The organism is Flagellimonas meishanensis (genome assembly GCF_019880545.1).
Taxonomy (GTDB): domain Bacteria; phylum Bacteroidota; class Bacteroidia; order Flavobacteriales; family Flavobacteriaceae; genus Flagellimonas; species Flagellimonas meishanensis.
Genome location: NZ_JAINVW010000001.1, coordinates 772,427 through 794,390 on the forward strand (window position 1 = coordinate 772,427; position 21,964 = coordinate 794,390).

Here is a 21,964-nt window from a genome sequence, read left to right on the forward strand (position 1 = left end):
TTTGTTTTTTTATTGTTCTAACCCTTTTCTGCACGCAAACAACCCATCAAAGCTTTTTCAATTGATTCCTTTCTATCTTAGGAAGAGAGGTCAAAACATATCTTCCTAGAAAAGATTGTATCCGGTAGGACATCCGTCAACTAACATGGCCCATACATCAAATGGACAAGAATATTTTTCCTTTAAAATATTTACTTGATCTGTAATGTGGCCCATAGTGATAATCCGAGGGCACCTATCAATTAATCTTAATCAAGTAATATGGATCATAACAATGACATTGAGCTGATAAATGAAGGTATTTCCAACATGAGAAAAGGGAATTACAGCATAGCGGAACAATTTTTTAATAAGGCAATTGAGATGAAGGGAGCAAACTTGCCCATGGCCCAATATAACAAAGGTGTTTTGTACCACAAGCATCTCAATGATATGCAATTGGCTTTGGAGTGCTATAAAGAAGCGACATCCTTGCAACCAAATTATGGATATGCATGGCACAATCTCGGGGAAGTGTTATGTCATTTTAATTATTATGCTAAGGGGAAAGAAATGTTTCAAAAAGCAATAGATCAAATTCCCGATGAGCTTCCGCCACGTTTAGGGTTGGCCTATGCCCAAAATAGATTGGGCGAGTTTGCCAATAGCATCAATATCTTGGAGCAACTTTTGGAAAGGGATAACCAAGACAAAGAACTGCTCGCCAAAATAAACAGCGAGTTGGGACTGGCTTTGTTACAAACACAACAAGCGCAAAGAGCCTACAAACACTTTAAAAAGGCTTTCGACCTAAATGAAAAAGACTATCAGGTTTGCTACAATATTGCCTTTATAGCAGATGCATTTCAAAGTTACGAAGAGGCAATTGAGTTTTACGATAAGGCTATTGCTTTGAACGGCAAAGAGGCGAAGGGGCATCAGGGAAAAGCCTGCACCCTAATCCATACTAAGAGATATGGGGACGCTTTGGAATATATACAAAAGGCCATTGAACTAAATCCAGAAAATTTTGAAGGATATTATAATTTGGCTTGCATCCATGCTGGTTTGGGAGAAGAAGATGAATTGCTGAGCGCAATCAATAAAACGATAGCGTTGGCGCCACGTCAAATAGGAATAGAACGGCATATCCTAAACGACCCTGACTTCTTGCCATTTACCAAGCAGCAAAATTTTATTGCGGTTCTAACAAGGAACTAGCATGGCAGTGATTGATTAAAACAAAACTCGATTCAGAAAAGCCATAAGTTTAAGGATTTTTATCCCTAGACCGGCTTATTCCGTTTCCAATTATAAAAGTCAAAAAAGCAGGTAACAACCATCCCAAATGATATGCCCTTAACGGAATCCATCCCACGTATGGAGTTATTGAACTCCCTAAACCTATGGCGCCCAAAAAATCGGGGACGCTAAAAAAGATTGTGGCAACAACCACCCAACGGAACACTTTGGGCGATGTCAGCTTCTCTGGAGCTACATTCAATAAAATCAAGACAATGGTTATGGGGTAGATGAACATCAATGCGGGCAGGGCCACGGTAATGATGTACCCCACATTGAATTGCCCTACCAGTACGCCCAGTATGCAACCCACCAATGCGGTGATACGGTAGGCCATTTGCGATTCATTGAACCTACCTTTTACAAAATCTGCAGTTCCGGTAACGATTCCCACAGCGGTAGTGAAACAAGCCAGGCTAACCAATACGCCCAAAAAGAATGTGGCGTTACTGCCAAGGGTCACATTGCTTATGCCACTCAACAGTGCCGTGCGTGTAATATCCTGGTCAAAAGTGCCATTGAACGCGGCGCCCGTAAAAATGAGTCCAGCATATACCAAAAACAGTCCTAAACCGGCAAAAATACCAGCTTGGGCTATCAGTTTTCTTTTTATTTCATAAGTAGCATCATGTTGCTTCAGGTTAATGGATATGATAATTACCCCACCTACCACCACAGCGCCAATGGCGTCAAAGGTTTGGTAGCCCTCCAGCAGACCATGGCTCAAGGGATTTTCAAATTGCGAGGTTCCAAATTGAAACTCCTGGCCAAAAACGGTCATCAGCACAAGCAGCAATAGAATAAGGAGAATGGCAGGAGTGAGCCATTTTCCCACAACATCCAAGATCTTTGATCGATTGATTACAAATACATAGACCAAAGCGAAGTAAATCAAACTTGTCAACAAAGAAGGTGAATCCCAAATCGGTTGTATGGCCATTTCATGGGTCACCGATGCCGTTCTTGGAGATGGCAGCGCAATGGATATGACATAAACAATGTAACAGTAGACCAAACTGAATGTTGGGGAAACCTTTTTGGCAAAATCGAACATGGTCCCCTGTAGTTTTGCATGTGCCAAAATTCCCAGAATGGGAACCAATACGGCCGAAATACAGAAACCCAAAGTGACCCAGCCCCAGAGACTACCGGAATTATACCCTAATAATGGTGGAAGAATGAGGTTGCCAGCACCGAAAAAAAGAGAGAAAAGGGCAAAGGCCGTTACCGCAACGGCTTTTTTGTTCATAAACTGTTGATAATTATTTTTCAATGTCCTATATTTCAGCAAGGAAAGATAACCATTTGTTCACAGTGCATTTTATCGAAAAAAAGTTTTTAGTGTAACTGCGACAAAATAAAAAGTTATCAACAATCGTTCTGCTAGAAAGCCTTTAATTCAAAACTAAACGTATAAAGAAAAATTACAATAATCTAAGTTGCATTGCCGATCCCCAAATCGCATGAATGCTCCCCCAAAACAACACCAAACCTATGAAGACTTCTACTATCCAACATGGCAACAAATTTTCCTCCTTCTTCTGCAATCTGTTCGGTCACCACTACGTGGTATCCAAAAAAGTGACACAGCACATCAAAGAATACAAATGTGTGCATTGCCAAAAACAGGTCACTACCGATGTTAGCGGCAAGCTTTCGGCGCTTACTCCACAAATGCAGGAAATAAACAATACATTGGAAGATATGTATCAAAAAAGAAGGAGCAGGGTTGTGCAGAGTGTTGCATGATCTTTTCCTAGCCTTAGTTTTTAGAAAAGAAGTTTCCGAGTCTATCCCGAAAACTTGAGCAGTACCTTATGCTATGCGTCGCGTGCCCCAAGACCTACTAGTGAAGTTGCGCTCGATTTTCGGGATTTTTTGTTTTACGACTTGAAGGAGTTCCAACCTTGGGCCGTAATGGGGATTTTGGTGTTGGCCCTGGTGATTATATGTGCACCCTCCGTCTCTCCGGTCATGTGACCAATAACAGTAAGGTTTGGATTTGCTTTTATTTTATCAAAATCCTTTTGGGCAATGGTGAACAATAACTCATAATCCTCACCGCCACTCAGGGCAACCATGGTGGAATCCATTTGGAACTCTTCCGTGGTGGAAATAACCGAAGGGTCTAAGGGAATTTTGTCCTCAAAAAGATTGCATCCGACCCCACTTTGTTTGCACAGGTGCAAAACTTCAGAAGAAAGCCCATCGCTGATATCAATCATGGATGTGGGCTTTACCTTCAAGTTGTATAGCAGTTCCACAATATCTTTGCGCGCCTCGGGCTTCAATTGTCGCTCTACAAGATAAGCGTAAGGTTCAAGGTCGGGCTGACTGCTCGGATTCACCTTGAACACCTCTTTTTCCCGCTCCAAAACTTGTAGCCCCAAATAGGCTCCTCCCAAATCCCCGGTAACCACCAAAAGATCATTGGGGCCGGCCCCACTTCGATAAACCAAATCCTCTTGATTGGCCTCTCCTATGGAAGTAACGCTAATGATCATTCCTTTTGTAGATGAGGTTGTATCCCCACCCACCAAATCGATCTTATATAACTTGCAGGCCATAGCAACCCCTTCATAGAATTCTTCCAGGGCCTCAAGGGGAAATCGGTTGGAGACCGCAATGGAAACCGTAACCTGCGTGGCCATGGCATTCATGGCATAAATGTCAGAAAGGTTTACGATCACCGATTTATATCCAAGATGCTTAAGGGGCATATAAGCAAGGTCAAAATGAACGCCTTCGACCAACATATCCGTGGAAACAACAGTCATTTTGCTGGCAAAATCCAATACTGCGGCATCATCCCCTATACCTTTTACGGAAGAAAGATGTTTCAGCTCAAAGTTTTGGGTCAAGTGCGCAATGAGTCCAAACTCGCCCAATTCTTCCAAAGATGTACGTTGCGGATTCTTGTCTTCTAGCATGGCGCAAAAGTAAACAGGATAATTATAAATTGTATCTTTAATAGAAACTTAATGTTCCCTTGCTATGTGGAAAACTGCACTGCTTACCTTGCTTGCTGTGATTTTTGTTTGGGGCTGTTCCAACGATAACGGTACGGATCCCATGGGCAATAATGATGGCAATCCCAACTCGAATGGCAATGATGGCCCTACGGGGGATATGCCCAACATTGGAAATGGCAATGTAACCCTGGGCGCAACACCTTGCGAGGGAGGAATGGCCTCCGTGTATCCTTGTGACGGATACGATTTACTTTTTCAAATGAACTTGGCGGCGTTCAATGGAAATTCTGGGAATGACATTTGGGGGTGGACCGATACAACAACAAACAGGGAATATGCCGTAGTTGGTTTGGATAATGGAACCGCCTTTGTTGATATCACGGATGCTGGTGCACCCGTTTACCTCGGAAAACTGATGACTGCAACCACGGCAATTCTCTGGAGGGATGTTAAGGTTTATGGGGATTATGCTTTAATTGTTTCCGAAGCCCCGAACCACGGGATGCAAGTGTTCGACTTGAAACGATTGAGAAACGTGGCCAATCCACCAGAGGTTTTCACGGCTGATGCGCGATATACTGGAATTGGCAATGCCCATAATTTGGTGATCAATGAAGAAAATGCATTTGCCTATATCGTGGGCACGGCCCGCAATGATGCTTTCAATGGAGGCGTCCATTTTATCGACATACAAAACCCATCCAGTCCTAGTGCAGCCGGAGGATATGGTGCGAATGGATACACACACGATGCTCAGGTGGTAACCTATAACGGACCGGATGCTGATTATACGGGCCGCGAAATATTTATCGGTGCCAATGAAGACCAGATAGCCATAGTTGACGTTACGGATAAATCCAACCCTGTTGAGATAGAAACCTTGACCTATTCCGACTTGGGCTATACCCATCAAGGCTGGTTTACCGAGGACCAGCGTTATTTTTTGTTGGGAGACGAATTGGACGAGCTTCAGATTGGTGTCAATTCAAAAACCTTGGTGTTCGATTTTTTGGACTTGGACAACCCGGTGCTGCATACTACCTATGAGGGCCCAACTGGTGCCATCGACCACAACGGGTATGTTTTGGGAGATGAGTTTTTCTTGGCCAATTATGCAGCGGGCATACGCGTTCTGGATATTTCCGATATAGCCAATCAAAACATTACGGAAAAAGCCTTTTTTGATACCTACCCCGCCAATAACACTGCGGGTTTTGATGGGGTTTGGAGTGTATATCCCTATTTCGAGAGCGGAAAAATATTGGTGAATGACACTGCCTCGGGATTGTTCGTGCTTCAAAAATCCAATTAACGCTATGCAAAGAGGCCTCCTTTTTATCCTGGGGATTGTTTTGGTCTCCTGCTCAAGTGATGACAATGCACCTAACCTGATCGAGGAACTTGTAATTTCCGGAGCCGTTGAATGGGTCAAAAACTTTGGAGGTTCCGGAGAAGAATCTGCACAATCCATAATACAGACTACGGATGGGGGATTCGCTGTTCTGGGTTACACCAATAGCACCGATGGCGATTTGACCGGAAAAATGTTGGCCGTGAATGATTATTGGCTATTGAAGTTGGATGCCGACGGTAATCTGCAGTGGAACAAAACATATGGGGGCAGCAAGGACGATAGGGGGCAGTCCGTAATCCAGGCCGCAGACGGGGGCTATGCCATAGTTGGTTATGCCATGAGTGATGATGGCGATGGAAGCAACAACGAAGGCTTTCACGACAATTGGATTTTACGTTTGGATGGCCTGGGAAATGTGCTTTGGGAACAAAGTTTTGGATTTTCTGGACACGATCATTCGTATGATGTTATCCAGACCGATGATGGCGGCTTCTTTTTTGCCGGTTTTTTGGATGTGACCCAATCCAATGGGGAAGGGAACTTTGGAAAAGGGGCATACCTCACCCGACACGGGGTTGGAGAGTTTTGGGGGACCAAACTGCACGCCGATGGAAGTTTGCAATGGCGCAGGTACTTTGGAGGCACCAATAACGACAGGGCACATGGAGTCGTTCAGGCTGATGATGGGGGATTCGTTATGGCCGGATTTTCCGAGAGTGACGATTTCGATATTTCCAATACCAAAGGGAGCTATGACTTTTGGGTGGTCAAGGTCGATAAAAACGGAACCATGCTTTGGGAACGCTCGTATGGGGGCACCGGAATAGAGATAGCCTACGACATTGCCAAAACCCATGATGGAGGCTATGCCATAGTGGGAAATACCTTCAGCACGGACACCGATGTTTCCAAAAACAATGGCGAATCCGACCTGTGGCTCATTAAGATTGATGACAGCGGAGCCTTGCTTTGGGAAAAGACTTTCGGAGGTTCCGGATTTGAAGCCGGCCATGGTGTTCGCACCACGGCAGCCGGGGGTTTTGCCATCGCCGGAAACTCAAAGAGCAGTGATGGCGATGCTACCCAAAATCTGGGAGAGAATGACCTTTGGCTCCTGAAAACAGACTCCGAAGGGAATCTCGTCCATCAACAATCTTTTGGGGGATCACAATTGGATTTTGGATTTGACGTACTGGAAACCGAAGATGGCGGTCTGGTACTGGTCGGGGAGATGGGTAGCGAGGACTTCTTGGACCTGGATTTAAAAGGGATGACCGATCTGGTGGTGATCAAAATAAAGTAAGCCCTTCCCCATAGAAAACCCCTATGTAATTATTCGTTATTATAATGTTAGGAAACATGGTAAAACCCTACATATATCCTATATTTGTAGACTATTTAGAATAAATCCAAGTAAGAATGATCAAAGTTTCGGAGACGGCCAAACAGAAAGTCATCACCCTGATGACGGAAGAGGGGTTTGATGCTTCTACAGATTTCGTTCGCGTTGGTGTGAAGAGCGGGGGATGTAGCGGACTTTCCTATGAACTCAAGTTTGACAAATCACCCTCAGAATCGGACAAGGTGTTTGAGGACAATGCAGTTCGAATCATTGTGGACAAAAGAAGCTTTTTGTACCTAGTGGGAACTGTCCTGGAATATTCCGGAGGACTGAACGGCAAAGGGTTTGTTTTCAACAACCCCAACGCCCAACGCACCTGTGGTTGCGGAGAAAGCTTTTCGCTATAGTTGAATTGATAATTGGATATTGCCAATTGCATTATTGAAATAATATGGCATACACAGAAGAAGAACTAAAAAAAGAACTGGAGACCAAGGAATATGAATATGGTTTCTACACGGATATCGAGTCGGACACCTTGCCCAAGGGACTGAACGAAGACATTGTCATTGCCATTTCCAAAAAGAAAGAAGAACCTTCATGGATGACAGAATGGCGTTTGGAAGCTTTTCGCTCCTGGAAGGAGATGAAAGAACCCGAATGGGCCAATGTCAACTACCAGAAACCCAATTTTCAAGACATTTCGTATTATTCCGCGCCCAACAAGAAGCCCAAGTACAATAGTTTGGACGAGGTGGACCCCGAGCTGTTGGATACGTTCAAAAAACTGGGCATTTCCTTGGATGAACAAAAGAAACTGGCTGGGGTAGCCGTTGATATTGTGATGGACTCCGTTTCGGTTGCCACAACCTTCAAAAAGACCCTGGCCGAAAAAGGTATTATTTTCTGTTCCATTTCGGAAGCCATCCAGGAGCATCCAGAACTCATAAAAAAATACATAGGCTCCGTTGTTCCGCAAAAGGACAATTTTTATGCCGCTTTGAATTCAGCCGTCTTTTCCGATGGTTCTTTTTGTTACATTCCTAAAGGGGTCAGATGCCCGATGGAGCTTTCCACCTATTTCCGAATCAACCAGGCCGGAACAGGGCAATTTGAAAGAACATTGGTCATTGCAGATGAAGGAAGTTACGTAAGCTATCTTGAAGGATGCACGGCTCCCATGCGTGACGAAAACCAGCTGCATGCCGCCGTAGTGGAACTGATTGCCTTGGATGGAGCCGAGATAAAATATTCCACGGTACAGAACTGGTATCCCGGCGATAAAGAAGGTAAAGGAGGGGTATTTAATTTTGTTACGAAAAGAGGTCTTTGCGAGAAGAATGCCAAAATTTCCTGGACCCAGGTAGAAACAGGTTCTGCCGTAACCTGGAAATATCCATCCTGTGTTTTGAAAGGCGATAATTCCATTGGGGAATTCTATTCCATCGCGGTGACAAACAATTTTCAGCAAGCAGACACCGGGACCAAAATGATCCACCTTGGAAAAAACACCAAGAGCACGATCATTTCCAAAGGAATTTCTGCAGGGCATTCGCAGAACAGTTACCGAGGGTTGGTACAGGTGAACAGCCGCGCGGAGAATGCCAGGAACTTTTCGCAATGTGATTCGTTGTTGATGGGCAACCGCTGTGGCGCTCACACCTTCCCCTACATTGAGGTGAAGAACAAAACGGCACAGATCGAACATGAGGCCACGACCAGTAAAATTGGGGAAGATCAAATTTTCTACTGCAACCAACGCGGTATCGACACGGAAAAAGCCATCGCGCTGATTGTAAACGGTTTTAGCAAAGAAGTATTGAACAAGCTGCCTATGGAATTTGCTGTGGAAGCACAGAAATTGTTGGAAATAAGCTTGGAAGGATCAGTAGGATAATAAACACCACACCATGAAAAGAACACTTGCACTATTTCTTATTATCGCCATGGTTTCCTGCAAGCAAACCAAGAGGGAGACCGCTTCAAATAAGGATGAAAACCTTGAGATGGCCAAAACTGAGGTAAAATTATACACTTTCAGCGGAGGCACGGTCAACGCCAACAAGTTGGAGCTTTTTTCACAGGACACCACCTACACCGGACAGTCCCGGGAGTTTGCGGATGCCTTTTATGTGATCAGTCATCCCAAAGGGAATTTGATGTGGGATGGCGGACTTCCCGAAGGCTTGGTGGGAATGCCTGAGCCCTTCACTTCGCCCGACGGGGCATTTACGGTTTCCAGAAAAGATTCCGTTGCCCATCAACTCGCCAGTATCGGCATGACCGTGGATGACATTGATTATTTTTCAGTTTCCCATACCCATTTTGACCATATCGGGCACGCGAACGTTTTCAAGGGATCCACATGGTTGGTTCAGGAAAAGGAATATGATTTCATCACAAGCGAGGAGACACAAAAGAACAATCCGGACAACTATAACGCCATCAAGGAACTTACCAACATCAAGAAAATCAATGGGGATTATGATGTTTTTGGAGATGGCAGTGTTATTATGAAATTTATGCCGGGCCATACCCCGGGGCACCAGGTACTTTATCTGAACCTGGCGGAACACGGTCCACTTTTGCTTTCAGGGGACCTCTATCATTTTGATGAGAACCGCGAGTACCGCAGAGTGCCCATTTTTAATTATGATGTGGCCCAGACCAAGGAAAGCATGGCAGCTTTTGAAGCTTTTGCCGAGGAAAAGGGGGCCAAGGTGTACCTACAGCACTCCAAGGCCGATTTTGAAAAATTTCCCAAAGCACCCAATTATTTAAAATAAAACTTGAAGAAGAGATAGCATGTTAGAAATCAAAAATTTACACGCCAGCGTAGAGGACAAGAAAATCTTGAAAGGAATCAACCTTCAGGTGAATGCCGGTGAAGTGCATGCCATAATGGGACCGAATGGTTCTGGAAAAAGCACCTTGGCCTCCGTGATAGCAGGAAAGGAAGAGTTCGAGATAAAAAAAGGAACAATCACACTTGAGGGTGAGGATTTGGAGGAATTGGCCCCAGAAGAAAGAGCGCACAAAGGAATATTCCTGTCCTTTCAATACCCTGTGGAAATACCCGGGGTTTCCGTGACCAACTTCATGAAAACGGCCATCAACGAATCAAGAAAAGCCCGAGGATTGGAAGACATGCCTGCCAATCAAATGTTGAAATTGATCCGCGAAAAATCGAGCATGTTGGAGATAGACCGCAAATTTTTATCACGGTCATTGAACGAAGGATTCTCCGGAGGAGAGAAAAAGCGCAATGAAATTTTCCAAATGGCCATGATGGAACCGAAGTTGGCCATTTTGGATGAAACGGATTCCGGTTTGGACATTGATGCACTCCGTATTGTCGCCAATGGTGTGAACAAGCTTCGGGGCAAGGACAATGCCATTATCGTGATTACGCATTATCAGCGCTTGTTGGAGTACATCGTTCCCGATTTTGTGCATGTGCTTCACGATGGGAAAATTGTGAAATCAGGATCCAAGGACCTCGCCCTAGAATTGGAGGAAAAAGGATATGATTGGATCAAACAGGAAGCCACTGTATAGAGCTAATAAGACTTCTGATATCAGATTTCAGAAAATTGTTAACTGAACACTGATAACTGACAACTGATTAATATGGATTTGAAAGATAAATTATTGTCATCCTTTTTGGCTTTTGAAGATTCCGTGGATTTGGACCATCCAGTGCACGAAGTCCGCTCGGAAGCCATAAAGACTTTTGAGGCCAAAGGCTTTCCTTCAAAAAAAGAGGAGGCCTGGAAATATACTTCGTTGAACAATCTCCAAAAGGTGGATTTCAGCATTTTTCCAAAGGCGGAGAATACGCTGGAGTATCGGGATATCAAAAAATATTTCCTGCATGAGATAGACACCTACAAAATCGTGTTCATTGACGGCGTGTACAGTTCCTATCTATCGGAAACGACACATGATGGAGTGGATGTGTGCTTAATGAGTTCTGCGCTGACAAAACCACAATACAAGCCCGTCATTGATGTGTACTTTAACAAAGTCGCTTCCAAGGATGAGTCCCTTACCACATTGAATACCGCTTTCAGTCGGGAAGGTGCTTACATCTATATTCCAAAGAACAAAGTTCCCAAAAAACCCATCCAAATTTTGCATTTGGCGACCGGCAACGAGGCAGCTTTGATGTTGCAGCCCCGAAACCTGATCATTGCTGAAGAAAATGCCGAGCTTCAGGTGATTGAACGCCATCAAAGTTTGACAGGCAATGAAGTGTTCACCAACTCGGTGACCGAGATCTTTGCGGCCAAGGATGCCATTGTGGACTACTACAAGGTACAGAATGATGCCAATACCGCATCATTGGTGGACAACACCTATATCTCCCAAAAAGATAACAGTGTGGTTCGCGTCCATACCTTTTCTTTTGGAGGAAAGCTGACTCGAAACAACCTAAACTTCTATCAAAATGGGGAGCGTATTGACTCGACCTTGAAGGGCGTTACCATTTTGGGCGAGAAACAGCACGTGGACCATCATACCCTGGTGCACCATGCGAATCCCAATTGTGAGAGCCATCAAGATTATAAGGGAATATTTGGCGAAAGGTCCACCGGTGTTTTCAATGGAAAGATCATTGTGGACAAGATTGCACAGAAAACAAACGCTTTTCAACAGAACAACAATATTCTTATCAGCGATAAGGCAACCATTAACACCAAACCGCAATTGGAGATTTTTGCCGACGACGTAAAATGTTCTCACGGATGCACCATTGGCCAGTTGGATGAGGAAGCCCTTTTTTATCTCAGGTCACGGGGAATTCCCAAGAAGGAAGCCTCGGCTTTGTTGATGTATGCATTCGCAAACAATGTACTGGAAAGCGTTCGAATTCCTGAACTAAAGGCCCGAATAAACAAGATCATTGCCAACAAGTTGGGAGTTCGCGTTGGTTTTGAACTTTAACACCATAATTGAAGGTGTCCTTTCGAGCCGTTATCCTGCGGGTAGGCAAGAATCGTCCCAAAACTAGATTTTCACCTTGTTCAAAATGACAAATAAGAACACCATAGCAGCCAAATTAGATGTCGATGTGATCCGAAAGGATTTCCCCATCCTTAAACGGAAGGTAAACGGGCAGTCTTTGGTGTATTTGGACAACGCAGCCACCTCACAGACCCCGCAACAGGTGATCGATGCCATAGTCGATTACTATCAAAACTATAACGCCAACATCCATCGAGGCGTGCACAGCTTGTCCCAAGAGGCAACGGACGCCTACGAAACTGCCAGGGAAAAAATTCGAGCACATTTTAATATTGGAAAAAGGCATGAGGTAATCTTCACTTCGGGGACAACGCACGCCATCAATTTGGTGGCCTCTGGATTCACTCATTTTTTGAAAGAAGGGGACGAAATATTGGTTTCCGCCTTGGAGCACCATTCCAATATCGTACCCTGGCAAATGCTATGCGAGAGAACGGGGGCCAAACTGAGGGTAATTCCCATGACTATGAATGGGGAGCTGAAAATGGAAGAATACCATCGACTGCTTTCCGAGAGAACCAAGCTGGTTTTCTGTAACCATGTTTCCAATGCGCTTGGGACCATCAACCCTATAGAGGGGATTATTGGGGCTGCGCACAAAGTTGGTGCAGCTGTTCTGATTGATGGAGCCCAGGCCGCGGCACATATTAAATCCGATTTGCAAAAATTGGACGTTGACTTTTACACTGTTTCGGCCCATAAAATGTGTGGTCCTACCGGTGTGGGCATTCTATATGGAAAAGAGAAATGGTTAAACAAGTTGCCCCCGTATCAGGGCGGTGGTGAAATGATTGCCGAGGTTACTTTTGAAAAGACCACCTATGCCAATCTGCCGCACAAGTTTGAAGCGGGCACGCCCAATATCTGTGGAGGCATTGCCTTTGGTGCTGCCTTGGACTATATGAACACCATCGGGTTTGAAGCCATTTCGGAGTACGAAGATGCACTCGTTGACTATGCCACGGAGCAATTACTGGCCATTGATGGGCTCAAGATTTACGGAACTGCCAAGCATAAGACTTCGGTTGTTTCCTTTAATATAGAAGACATTCACCCCTATGATATTGGAACCATTCTTGATAAAATGGGCATAGCGGTCCGAACTGGGCACCACTGTGCACAGCCCATTATGGATTTTTATCAAATTCCGGGAACGGTCAGGGCCAGTTTCAGCTTTTATAACACCATGGAAGAAGTGGACAAATTGGTGGAAGCAGTCAAAAAGGCGAAAAGCATGTTGTTGTAATGCAGGCTAGTATAAAAAGGAAATAAGATGACGATTCAAGAAATACAGGAGGAGATAGTGGACGAATTTTCCATGTTCGAAGATTGGATGCAGCGGTATGAGTATATGATTGAACTTGGAAAATCGCTTCCGTTGATCGATGGGCAATACAAGACCGAGGACCATATCATAAAAGGATGCCAGAGCAAGGTTTGGGTGCATGCCGAAATGAAGGATGACAAAGTTGTTTTTACGGCAGATAGTGATGCCATCATCACCAAAGGCATCATTGCTATTTTGATACGGGTGTTCAGTAACCAAAAACCGCAAGACGTCATCAATGCAAGTACTGATTTTATTGACGAAATTGGACTGAAGGAACATTTGTCGCCAACACGGGCCAATGGGTTGGTGAGCATGATCAAACAATTGAAACTCTATGCGGTGGCCTATCAGGCGCAGCTAAATTAAAAAGGAATGAGCGAAGAAATCACGATAGACACGCAAGAACTGGGCGAAAAGATCGTAAGGGTACTGAAAACCATTTATGATCCAGAAATCCCTGTAGACATTTACGAGCTTGGATTGATTTATGATGTATTTGTAAATGAGGCCAATGATGTAAAAATCCTGATGACCCTTACCTCGCCCAATTGCCCTGTGGCGGAAACATTGCCCGTGGAGGTTGAGGAAAAAGTAAAATCTTTGGACGAATTGAACGATGTGGAAGTGGAAATCACCTTTGATCCCCCGTGGACCCAGGATTTAATGAGCGAGGAGGCAAAGCTGGAGTTGGGGTTGTTGTAGTTTTTCAGACATCAGACATCAGACATCAGACATCATAGAATTGACTAAATAATACAAACAAAGCATATATCGAACCCCAGATATTGGCAAAACAGATACATGGAAAAGGGGTTTGAACAACTAGTTTCGTGGCAAAAAGCTCGAAAACTAAACATAGAGATTTATAGAATTTCAGGCTTAGCAGAATTTTCAAGAGATTTCGGATTAAGAGATCAGATTAGAAGGGCTTCCATTTCAATTTCATCAAATATTGCCGAGGGATTTGGAAGAAAGTCAAACAAACAGTTTATATATTTTTTGAATGTTGCTTTGGCCTCCTGCTATGAAGTGAAATCTCAGCTATATCTTGCTATGGATATTGAATATGTGGAAAAGGACGAATTTGAAAAAACCTATAGATTGTGTGATGAGATTTCAAAAACCATATACGGGTTGATTAAGCATTTGGAACTAAAAGTAAAAACTGATATCTGATTTCGGATGTCAGAACGCTATTAAAAAAATGGAAAAAGAAATCATAAATAGGGTAGCCCAAAGCAAACTCATCACCTTCGATCTTGAAGATTACTATCCGGAGGGGAGAAGAGTAACTCTGGACATAAAGGACTGGTTGCACGAGGGGATCATCTTGCGCGAAAAAGAGTTCAGGGCTCACTTGGACGAGGAAGATTGGACATCCTATAAAGACACCTATGTTGCGATAACCTGCTCTTCAGAGGCCATTGTCCCAGGGTGGGCCTTCATGTTAGTGGCTTCAAGGTTGCAGCCATATGCCAAAAAAGTGGTGGTTGGGAGTTTGGAAGATTTGGAAACTTCCTTATATCAAGCTGTGTTGGGTGATTTGGATGTTTCCCAATTTGAAGATAAGCCCGTGATCATTAAAGGATGTTCCAACAAACCGGTTCCCCAAAACGCCTACATCATGGCAACCCTGAAAATACAAGAAGTGGCCAAAAGTGTAATGTACGGTGAGGCCTGCTCATCGGTACCACTTTATAAAAGTAAATAATTCGGAATTTAGCAATCGGAGGTCAGATATTGGATGTGAGTTCGAGCGCAGTGGAGAACTAATTAAAAGAAGACCAATCTTTGTTATTTCGAAATGAGTAAAGCGATTGGGAAATCTTGGAGCCAGATTACAGAACCATATAAATGAAGAGGGGCTACCTAAAAGAATAAAGAAGCCCGGCTAAAAGCCGGGCTTTTAAAATTTTATATAAAAGATTAATCAACAAAAACCGCACTGCTACCAAAAATCCCCGCATCATGGTTTGGGTTGTGTGCTAGATTGATGGAAGTCCCATTTTTCCACAATCTAGGCTCTATAATCCCGTTATTACGTGATTGTCCAGCTACATAAACATCCGATCCGTGCACAAACACTGAATGGCCCCAAGAGGTAATATCCCCCCCTTGCAGGTGGAGGGGCACTCCATTGGTCCATAAGGTAGCCCTCATATAGCCATTAATGAATTCATAACCAACCACATAAAGATTATTGTTGGCCATAACCACAGCTTCGCAACTACCACTTTGCTGGCTCAAAGTAGCTGGCATGCCATTAGTCCACAATCGGGCAGTTATCGTATTATTAACTATTTCATTTCCAGCGATATATATATTGTTGTTCTCCGAATAAATAGACCTGCCATTGGCATTGGTAAGACCCATTGTAAGATCAGTTTGAACCCCGTTGATCCAGAAACAAGCAAGATCATTGCCGTTCGATACCCTGGAGCCTGCGGCATATACATTTTGAGCACTTACAAAAACATCCCATATATGGGCATGATTAATTCCGTTGGAATAGACATTTTCAACCCCGTTGACCCATAACTTGGCCACACTGATGCCGTTTTCGAATTCACCACCTCCAGTATAAATATTATTTCCTTCTTTAACCACAGCGTAAAAATCTGAAGATAGCTGTCCATTTATTGGATTTGTCGGGTTGCCATTTACCCATAACTGGGCCTTGACTATCCCATTTATAGATTCTTGCCCTGCAACATATACATCGCCTTGATCTACCCACACAGAGAATGCCTGGGAATCTTCCATAGCATTGCCTAAAGGATATGCCACTCCATTTTTCCAAAGGGTGGCCACTTCCACGTTACCGTCATACTGAAATCCTACCACATATACATCGGGCTGTACGGTCACCTTACAACTCGCGCTGGCATTGTCTACGGTGACAAAAATGTTTGCCGTTCCTTTGGTAATAGCAGTCACATTCCCTTGTTGGTCCACGGTGGCTACTTCATCATTGTCGGTGCTCCATACCGGGTCACCGGGATCGGAGACATTGGCCTTTAGGGTGGCTATGGACAGGGTGGCACTTTCTCCAGTATACAGGTCAAGTTCGGTTTGGTCCAACGTCAATTTGGTCACAGGGCCATCGGCCACGGTCACTTCACAATTTCCAAAGGAGGTGCCCGCGCTAGCTGTTATTATCGCTGTACCAATGGTAAGAGGGGTCACCAGTCCATTCTGGTCCACGGTGGCGACGTTTTCGTTGCTGCTGCTCCAAACCACGGGACCGTTCACCTCGGTAACGACCCCCAATTGCTTTGCGTAGCGAGGGAAGGGATACAGTAATAACTCAGATTTACTTAGGACCAGCCCACCTTTAGGTGGTTTTCCAGTCATTGTGAAACTTCCACCTGTCACGGTATTCCCGTCAATGGTAATGCTCACCGATCCGTTGGTTGCACCTTTGGGCACAATGGCGCTGATCTCGGTATCTGAGATACTGGTGATGTTAGCCAGGACATTCCCAATCCTTACTGTGGTGGCCTCGGCCACGTTGGAAAAGTTCTGTCCGGTAATGGTGATTTGGGTACCTGAAGGCCCGGAAGCAGGGCTGATACCTGTGATCGAGGGTGAACCCTGCGGCACTTGATCTTCCTGGGAGCAGGAAATTACAAAAATCCCCAGCAAAAGGGCAAGGGATGTAAAAAAGATGATTTTTTTCATTTTCTCTTAAGTTTTATTAGCGGCCGCAATTAATATCATTTATGGCCTGTTGCAGTCTGCCAATTGATGTATAGGGGATTGGAATTGATGAATGCCTGTAACCGAGGGTTGGATTCTTACGATGAAAACAGATTTTGTAAGGGGAAAAGTACAGCTCAGGAGGACCCATAAAGAAAAAAACCCGGCCAAGCTTGGCCGGGGTCTTTTAAAGCAAACTGAATTTGGTCATGCTATTTCACAAATACTGAAAGGCCATATCCAGCGCCCAGGTTAGTTGGAACTCCGTTAATCCACAATTTGGCCACTAGCAACCCATTTTCAAAATCTTGACCAGCCACATAAACATCGGTGCCATGAACAAACACAGAGTTTCCACTTCCGGCAACGCCTGAGCTAGGCAGGTCTTCCACAATTCCATTTTTCCAAAGTTTGGCTGTATAAATCCCGTTCACATTTTCAAATCCCGTGACATAAACGTTGGAACCATCAATGAAAACTGAAATTGCATTGGCCGCGTTGCTCCCATCACTGAGGTCGGTTGCTACTGAGTTTTCCCAAAGTTTGGCCACATTATTGGATGCATTTGGATCATAGTAGAATCCGGCTACATAAACATTGCCACTCCTTACAAATACGGAATTGGCATTGCCGTTACTTCCTACCATGGTGAGATTTGTTGGCGTACCATCTTCCCAAATCCTGGCAATGGTATTATTATTTATGATCTCATATCCAGCAATATGAACCGTCCCGTTTTCTTCGACAAAGACGGAATTGGCCCTGGCATCTCCGAGTCCTGAGGAAGGTAACTGATTGGCGACCTGGTTGCGCCATAATACAGCTGACTCTGTTCCACCGTTGGTCAAATAGCCGACTACATAGGATATACCATTATCATCCACAACGACCGAATTGGCGTGTGCGTTGTTCACTCCATTGGAAAGTTGAATTGGAGTGCCATTTTTCCATATAATGGCCACATCTATTCCATTCACATTCTCATATCCGGCTACATAAATATCCTCATTGTGGATATATACGGAATGTGCTCGAGCATTGTTAAAGCCATCGGTAAGGTCCGTGGCATTACCATTTTTCCAAATCCGGGCCACATCTGTTCCATTTAAGGTTTTGTAACCCGCCACATACACATTTGGGTTTACCGTTACTATGCAGTTGGCAGAAGCATTATCCACTGTAACGGTGATGGTAGCGGTGCCAGCCGCTACAGCAGTAACGTTTCCATCTTGATCTACAGTTGCCACGGTCTCGTTATCAGAATTCCAAATAGGGTCACTAACTTGGGCCACGTCGGCCTCTAGTGTCGCAATGGAAATGCTTTCAGATTCACCGCTATATAGTTCTAGTTGAGTTGGGTCCAGTTCTAATTTGGTCACAGGACCATCAATGACCATAACTATACTTTGGGCCGAACCGTTGGCTACCTCCGCGGTTATTATAGCGTTGCCAATGGTCAATGGCGTAACCAAACCATTCTGGTCCACAGTGGCCACGGTCTCGTCGCTACTGCTCCAGACTACACTGCTCCCTTCCAAATCTGAAGTGACCATAAGTGTTTCGGCGTATAGGGGGTAGGGATATAGGGTAAGCTGTATTTTATCAAGTGTTACAGCTGTAGGTTCAGTAATGGTAAAGATATTCCCTGTCGCGGTATTTCCATTTACGGTGACACTAAGTTCCCCAGTAGAGGCCCCTTCGGGGACTATACATCTAAGCACCGTAGAGCTTGCACTGGTAACAGGTATTTCGGTATCACCAATTTTTACAATGTTATCTTCGATGGTACTGGAAAAGTTTTGCCCAGTTATGATGACTTTTGTTCCCACCGGACCTGCTTGAGGCGTTGAAGTAAAACGATTCAGTGATAAAGTGCCTTTTGTTACCGGTTTACTGGGAGTAACGGGGTCTTCGTTGGAACAGGATATGGAAAAAAGCCCAAAGAAGAGTAAAACTGCTAAGAGACATAAAGGTTTTTTCATGATTTTTTCGATTTTTAAGTGAAAGAAAGGATAATTGCCGAGAATCTGATCGGAGGAATTGATGAACACCTTTTTTGAATTGACGCATTGCCCTAAAATGGGTACAATACCCAAAATATTATCCATTTGCATGGGATTGGATTTACAACGAACAGTATGGAATAATTGAAATAAAAATCCGGCCAAGACAGCCGGGCTTTTTTGAAAGTTCTGAACTTTTTTATAGCATTATTTTGCAAAAACAGCATTGATTCCGTCTCCAAATACTGATTTTTCGGATCTAATGGTAGTGGCATCTATTGGGGGGTCCGGGCTGAAGCCTATTTTTATAGTTGCGGTGAGGGGCTATCACTTTTAAAACAGCATATTGCAATAAGCTAAAGCGAGAACACTAATAAAAAGAGAGATAAAAAAGAATCTTTCCAAAGTTTGGGCTGGAATTGGGTATAATGGTTTTCAATAGATGAAAACAAGAAATAAGATGGCATTTCTTACATTTACAACGCTATATTAAAAACCCTTGACACTATGAAAAAACACTTGCTATTAACTATGACTTTTTTTGGCTTTCTGTATGCACAGGCACAGACCGCCGAGGAGCTCAAAGCACAGATTGCCCCAAAAAAAGATTCCATCGCTGCCATTCAGGGTAGGGTGAACGCCCTTCAATCACAATTGGATGCCCTGCCAGGATGGAAAATCGGTGCCTTTGGCACCATCGGGGGAAGCATATCCGAATTTAACAATTGGTTCGCGCAGGGTATTCCCAATAACTCCTCGGGGAATATTGGCTTTACGGTGAATGCTTTTGCCAATCTACAACAGGAAAAATTCTTCTGGCGCAATGCGGCCAATGTGAATCTGGCCTGGGTGAAACTGGACGATAAAGATGACCCGACCGACAATGATGGTTTTCGTGAGGCGACGGATGTATTTAACCTATCCTCATTGTATGGAAGAAAATTGAGCGAAAAGTTTGCCATTTCCGGTTTGGTGGAATATCGTACCACCCTGTTGAGCAATGTGAACAATCCCGGATATCTGGATGTGGGTGTAGGAGCTACGTGGACCCCCATTACCAATTTGATAGTGGTAATCCATCCGCTGAACTACAATTTTGTGTTCAGTGATGAGGATACCATTTTTGAATCGTCCGCAGGGGCGAAGATTTTGGCGGACTATACCAGAAAAATAGGTGCGGTGAATTTTAAGAGCAACCTTTCGCTCTTCCAAAGTTATGAAGACGGTGATCTGAGCAACTGGACCTGGACCAATTCCTTTGCCTACACCTTATGGAAGGTCATAGGTGTTGGTTTTGATTTTGGGTTGCGGAACAATAGGCAGGAAACACTCAATTATATTGTGAACAATGCCCCGACCCCAGATCCGACCGCTACATTTGACACCATTGACAATGAACTGCAAACATATTGGGTGCTGGGCCTGAGCTATTCCTTTTAACGTGGGCCGCTGGATTGATATAAATAAAAAAGCCCTCAATGTTGAGGGCTTTTCTATGGGGTTAATGATTTGAGGTTGTTTATAAAGCCATGGTCTAAGTAGGTTAAGCTCGTTGAGATTTGGTTTGGACACTAAGACTTAAAAACAATATGAAAATAGACATTGGATGGATGTGCTTTGAATTTTTGTTGTGAACACCGCAAAAGTTGTGGTGGAAACATCCAAGGGGAGTCGTTTATCGATGAATATGGCAATTTGGCCCAATCATCCTCAGTATTCATCCAGGTGTTCCGGATATAGGAAGTTGTTGTACGGAAATCGGGTCACATGTATGTCCCTTACCTCATCATATACCCGTTTTCTGAATTCCTCCAGATTTTGTTTGTTCAGTGCAGAGATGAAGATGGCCCTGTCCCCTATTTTGTTGAACCAGGTATTTTTCCAGTCCTCAATGGTGAAGTGGACCGTGGTGCGTTCGGTTACCAGGTCATCCTCATCAATGGTTTCGGGTTTGTACTGATCTATTTTGTTGAAAACCATGATGGTTTTTTTGTCTGAGCTTTCTATTTCATCCAGAATTTGGTTCACCGAATCGATGTGTTCCTCAAAATTAGGATGCGAAATATCAACTACATGAAGCAATAGGTCTGCCTCCCGTACTTCATCCAGGGTACTCTTGAAACTTTCCACGAGTTGGGTGGGAAGCTTGCGTATGAAACCGACCGTGTCGCTCAACAAAAAGGGAAGGTTGCCGATGACCACCTTCCTTACCGTAGTGTCCAATGTGGCGAAGAGTTTGTTCTCCGCAAAGACATCGCTCTTGCTGATAACGTTCATTAGTGTGGATTTTCCCACATTGGTATAACCCACCAAGGCCACTCTCACCAGGGCTCCCCGATTGCCCCGCTGGGTTTCCATCTGTCGGTCTATTTTGGAGAGCTTCTTTTTTAGTAAGGCAATCCTGTCCCGAACGATTCTTCGGTCCGTTTCTATTTCGGTTTCACCGGGGCCACGCATTCCGATACCGCCCCGTTGTCGTTCCAAGTGCGTCCAAAGCCCTGTTAATCGAGGCAGAAGATACTCGTATTGGGCAAGTTCCACCTGGGTACGGGCATAACTGGTCTTGGCCCGCTGCGCAAAAATGTCCAGGATCAGCCCCGTGCGATCCAAGATCTTGCAGCGCAACAATTTCTCAATATTGTTTTGCTGCGCGGGCGAAAGTTCATCATCAAAAATAACGGAGCCAATCTCGTGTTCTTTCACGTACTGCTCTACCTCCTCCATTTTTCCGCTGCCTATGTAGGTCTTGGGATTGGGCACCTCTATGCGCTGGGTGAACCTCTTTTTTACTTCCCCACCAGCGGTAAAGGTCAAAAATTCCAGTTCGTCCAGATATTCATTCACCTTGGTCTCATCTTGTTCGGAGTTGATCACACCAATGAGTACCGTTTTTTCATATTCTATGGACTTTTTCTCTAGCATTGTTTCGATTAAAGTGCAAATCTAATCAATGTT

At 44.3% G+C, this 21,964-nt stretch carries 20 protein-coding genes; 15 read left to right on the forward strand and 5 right to left on the reverse strand.

Features of this window, described 5'->3' with window-relative positions; translation table 11 throughout:
• Window positions 1–261 precede the first annotated feature (261 nt).
• Window positions 262–1,200, forward strand: coding sequence for a tetratricopeptide repeat protein (locus K7G75_RS03460; protein WP_222982820.1), 939 nt, complete (start codon window positions 262–264; stop codon window positions 1,198–1,200).
• Between the two features lie 49 nt (window positions 1,201–1,249).
• Here the strand turns inward: K7G75_RS03460 and brnQ are convergent, their stop codons facing one another.
• Entirely contained in the window at window positions 1,250–2,530 is a 1,281-nt protein-coding gene (gene brnQ, locus K7G75_RS03465) for a branched-chain amino acid transport system II carrier protein (protein WP_222982822.1), read from the reverse strand.
• A 245-nt stretch (window positions 2,531–2,775) separates the two neighbouring features.
• Between brnQ and K7G75_RS03470 the strand changes: the two genes are divergently transcribed.
• The gene (locus K7G75_RS03470) at window positions 2,776–3,030 is read left to right on the forward strand and encodes a hypothetical protein (RefSeq protein WP_222982824.1); all 255 of its coding nucleotides are present in this window, start codon (window positions 2,776–2,778) and stop codon (window positions 3,028–3,030) included.
• 134 nt (window positions 3,031–3,164) lie between these two features.
• Here K7G75_RS03470 and thiL read toward each other — a convergent pair whose 3' ends face one another.
• Window positions 3,165–4,211 (reverse strand): thiamine-phosphate kinase, encoded by a 1,047-nt coding sequence (thiL, locus tag K7G75_RS03475; protein WP_222982826.1) that lies wholly within the window; start codon window positions 4,209–4,211, stop codon window positions 3,165–3,167.
• A gap of 64 nt (window positions 4,212–4,275) precedes the next feature.
• Between thiL and K7G75_RS03480 the strand changes: the two genes are divergently transcribed.
• The 12 genes from K7G75_RS03480 to K7G75_RS03535 all read left to right on the forward strand — a co-directional run bounded on the left by K7G75_RS03480 (window position 4,276) and on the right by K7G75_RS03535 (window position 15,018).
• A complete protein-coding gene (locus K7G75_RS03480; protein WP_222982827.1) occupies window positions 4,276–5,565 on the forward strand; it encodes a choice-of-anchor B family protein in 1,290 nt (429 codons plus the stop codon).
• Window positions 5,566–5,569: 4 nt separating this feature from the next.
• A complete protein-coding gene (locus K7G75_RS03485; protein WP_222982829.1) occupies window positions 5,570–6,910 on the forward strand; it encodes a hypothetical protein in 1,341 nt (446 codons plus the stop codon).
• Window positions 6,911–7,026: 116 nt separating this feature from the next.
• Window positions 7,027–7,356 carry a HesB/IscA family protein gene (locus K7G75_RS03490; RefSeq protein WP_222982831.1) on the forward strand — a complete coding sequence of 110 codons (330 nt, stop codon included), beginning with the start codon at window positions 7,027–7,029 and terminating at the stop codon, window positions 7,354–7,356.
• A gap of 44 nt (window positions 7,357–7,400) precedes the next feature.
• Window positions 7,401–8,846, forward strand: a complete 1,446-nt coding sequence (gene sufB / locus K7G75_RS03495) for a Fe-S cluster assembly protein SufB (RefSeq protein WP_222982832.1) — start codon at window positions 7,401–7,403, stop codon at window positions 8,844–8,846.
• 13 nt (window positions 8,847–8,859) lie between these two features.
• On the forward strand, window positions 8,860–9,735 hold the full coding sequence (locus K7G75_RS03500) for an N-acyl homoserine lactonase family protein (RefSeq protein WP_222982838.1): 876 nt from the start codon (window positions 8,860–8,862) through the stop codon (window positions 9,733–9,735).
• 19 nt (window positions 9,736–9,754) lie between these two features.
• Window positions 9,755–10,507 carry a Fe-S cluster assembly ATPase SufC gene (gene sufC, locus K7G75_RS03505; RefSeq protein WP_222982839.1) on the forward strand — a complete coding sequence of 251 codons (753 nt, stop codon included), beginning with the start codon at window positions 9,755–9,757 and terminating at the stop codon, window positions 10,505–10,507.
• A 72-nt stretch (window positions 10,508–10,579) separates the two neighbouring features.
• The gene (gene sufD, locus K7G75_RS03510; RefSeq protein ID WP_222982840.1) at window positions 10,580–11,896 is read left to right on the forward strand and encodes a Fe-S cluster assembly protein SufD; all 1,317 of its coding nucleotides are present in this window, start codon (window positions 10,580–10,582) and stop codon (window positions 11,894–11,896) included.
• 85 nt (window positions 11,897–11,981) lie between these two features.
• The gene (locus K7G75_RS03515; protein ID WP_222982841.1) at window positions 11,982–13,223 is read left to right on the forward strand and encodes an aminotransferase class V-fold PLP-dependent enzyme; all 1,242 of its coding nucleotides are present in this window, start codon (window positions 11,982–11,984) and stop codon (window positions 13,221–13,223) included.
• Window positions 13,224–13,250: 27 nt separating this feature from the next.
• A complete protein-coding gene (locus tag K7G75_RS03520) occupies window positions 13,251–13,673 on the forward strand; it encodes a SufE family protein (protein WP_222982842.1) in 423 nt (140 codons plus the stop codon).
• A 6-nt stretch (window positions 13,674–13,679) separates the two neighbouring features.
• Window positions 13,680–14,009 carry a DUF59 domain-containing protein gene (locus K7G75_RS03525; RefSeq protein ID WP_222982843.1) on the forward strand — a complete coding sequence of 110 codons (330 nt, stop codon included), beginning with the start codon at window positions 13,680–13,682 and terminating at the stop codon, window positions 14,007–14,009.
• Window positions 14,010–14,108: 99 nt separating this feature from the next.
• A complete protein-coding gene (locus K7G75_RS03530) occupies window positions 14,109–14,483 on the forward strand; it encodes a four helix bundle protein (RefSeq protein WP_222982844.1) in 375 nt (124 codons plus the stop codon).
• Window positions 14,484–14,511: 28 nt separating this feature from the next.
• Window positions 14,512–15,018: a DUF2480 family protein gene (locus K7G75_RS03535; RefSeq protein WP_222982845.1), complete on the forward strand. Its 507-nt coding sequence runs from the start codon at window positions 14,512–14,514 to the stop codon at window positions 15,016–15,018.
• A 215-nt stretch (window positions 15,019–15,233) separates the two neighbouring features.
• On the opposite strand, the gene K7G75_RS03540 is transcribed toward K7G75_RS03535, so the two are convergent.
• Both K7G75_RS03540 and K7G75_RS03545 read right to left on the reverse strand, forming a co-directional pair.
• Window positions 15,234–16,988, reverse strand: a complete 1,755-nt coding sequence (locus K7G75_RS03540) for an Ig-like domain-containing protein (RefSeq protein WP_222982846.1) — start codon at window positions 16,986–16,988, stop codon at window positions 15,234–15,236.
• Window positions 16,989–17,218: 230 nt separating this feature from the next.
• Complete coding sequence (locus tag K7G75_RS03545) at window positions 17,219–19,114, reverse strand: Ig-like domain-containing protein (protein ID WP_222982847.1); 1,896 nt, start codon at window positions 19,112–19,114, stop codon at window positions 17,219–17,221.
• A 402-nt stretch (window positions 19,115–19,516) separates the two neighbouring features.
• Here K7G75_RS03545 and K7G75_RS03550 point away from each other — a divergent pair, with 402 nt between their 5' ends.
• Window positions 19,517–20,449: a DUF3078 domain-containing protein gene (locus K7G75_RS03550; protein WP_222982848.1), complete on the forward strand. Its 933-nt coding sequence runs from the start codon at window positions 19,517–19,519 to the stop codon at window positions 20,447–20,449.
• Between the two features lie 270 nt (window positions 20,450–20,719).
• Here K7G75_RS03550 and hflX read toward each other — a convergent pair whose 3' ends face one another.
• Window positions 20,720–21,931 carry a GTPase HflX gene (gene hflX, locus K7G75_RS03555; protein ID WP_222982849.1) on the reverse strand — a complete coding sequence of 404 codons (1,212 nt, stop codon included), beginning with the start codon at window positions 21,929–21,931 and terminating at the stop codon, window positions 20,720–20,722.
• Window positions 21,932–21,964 lie beyond the last annotated feature (33 nt).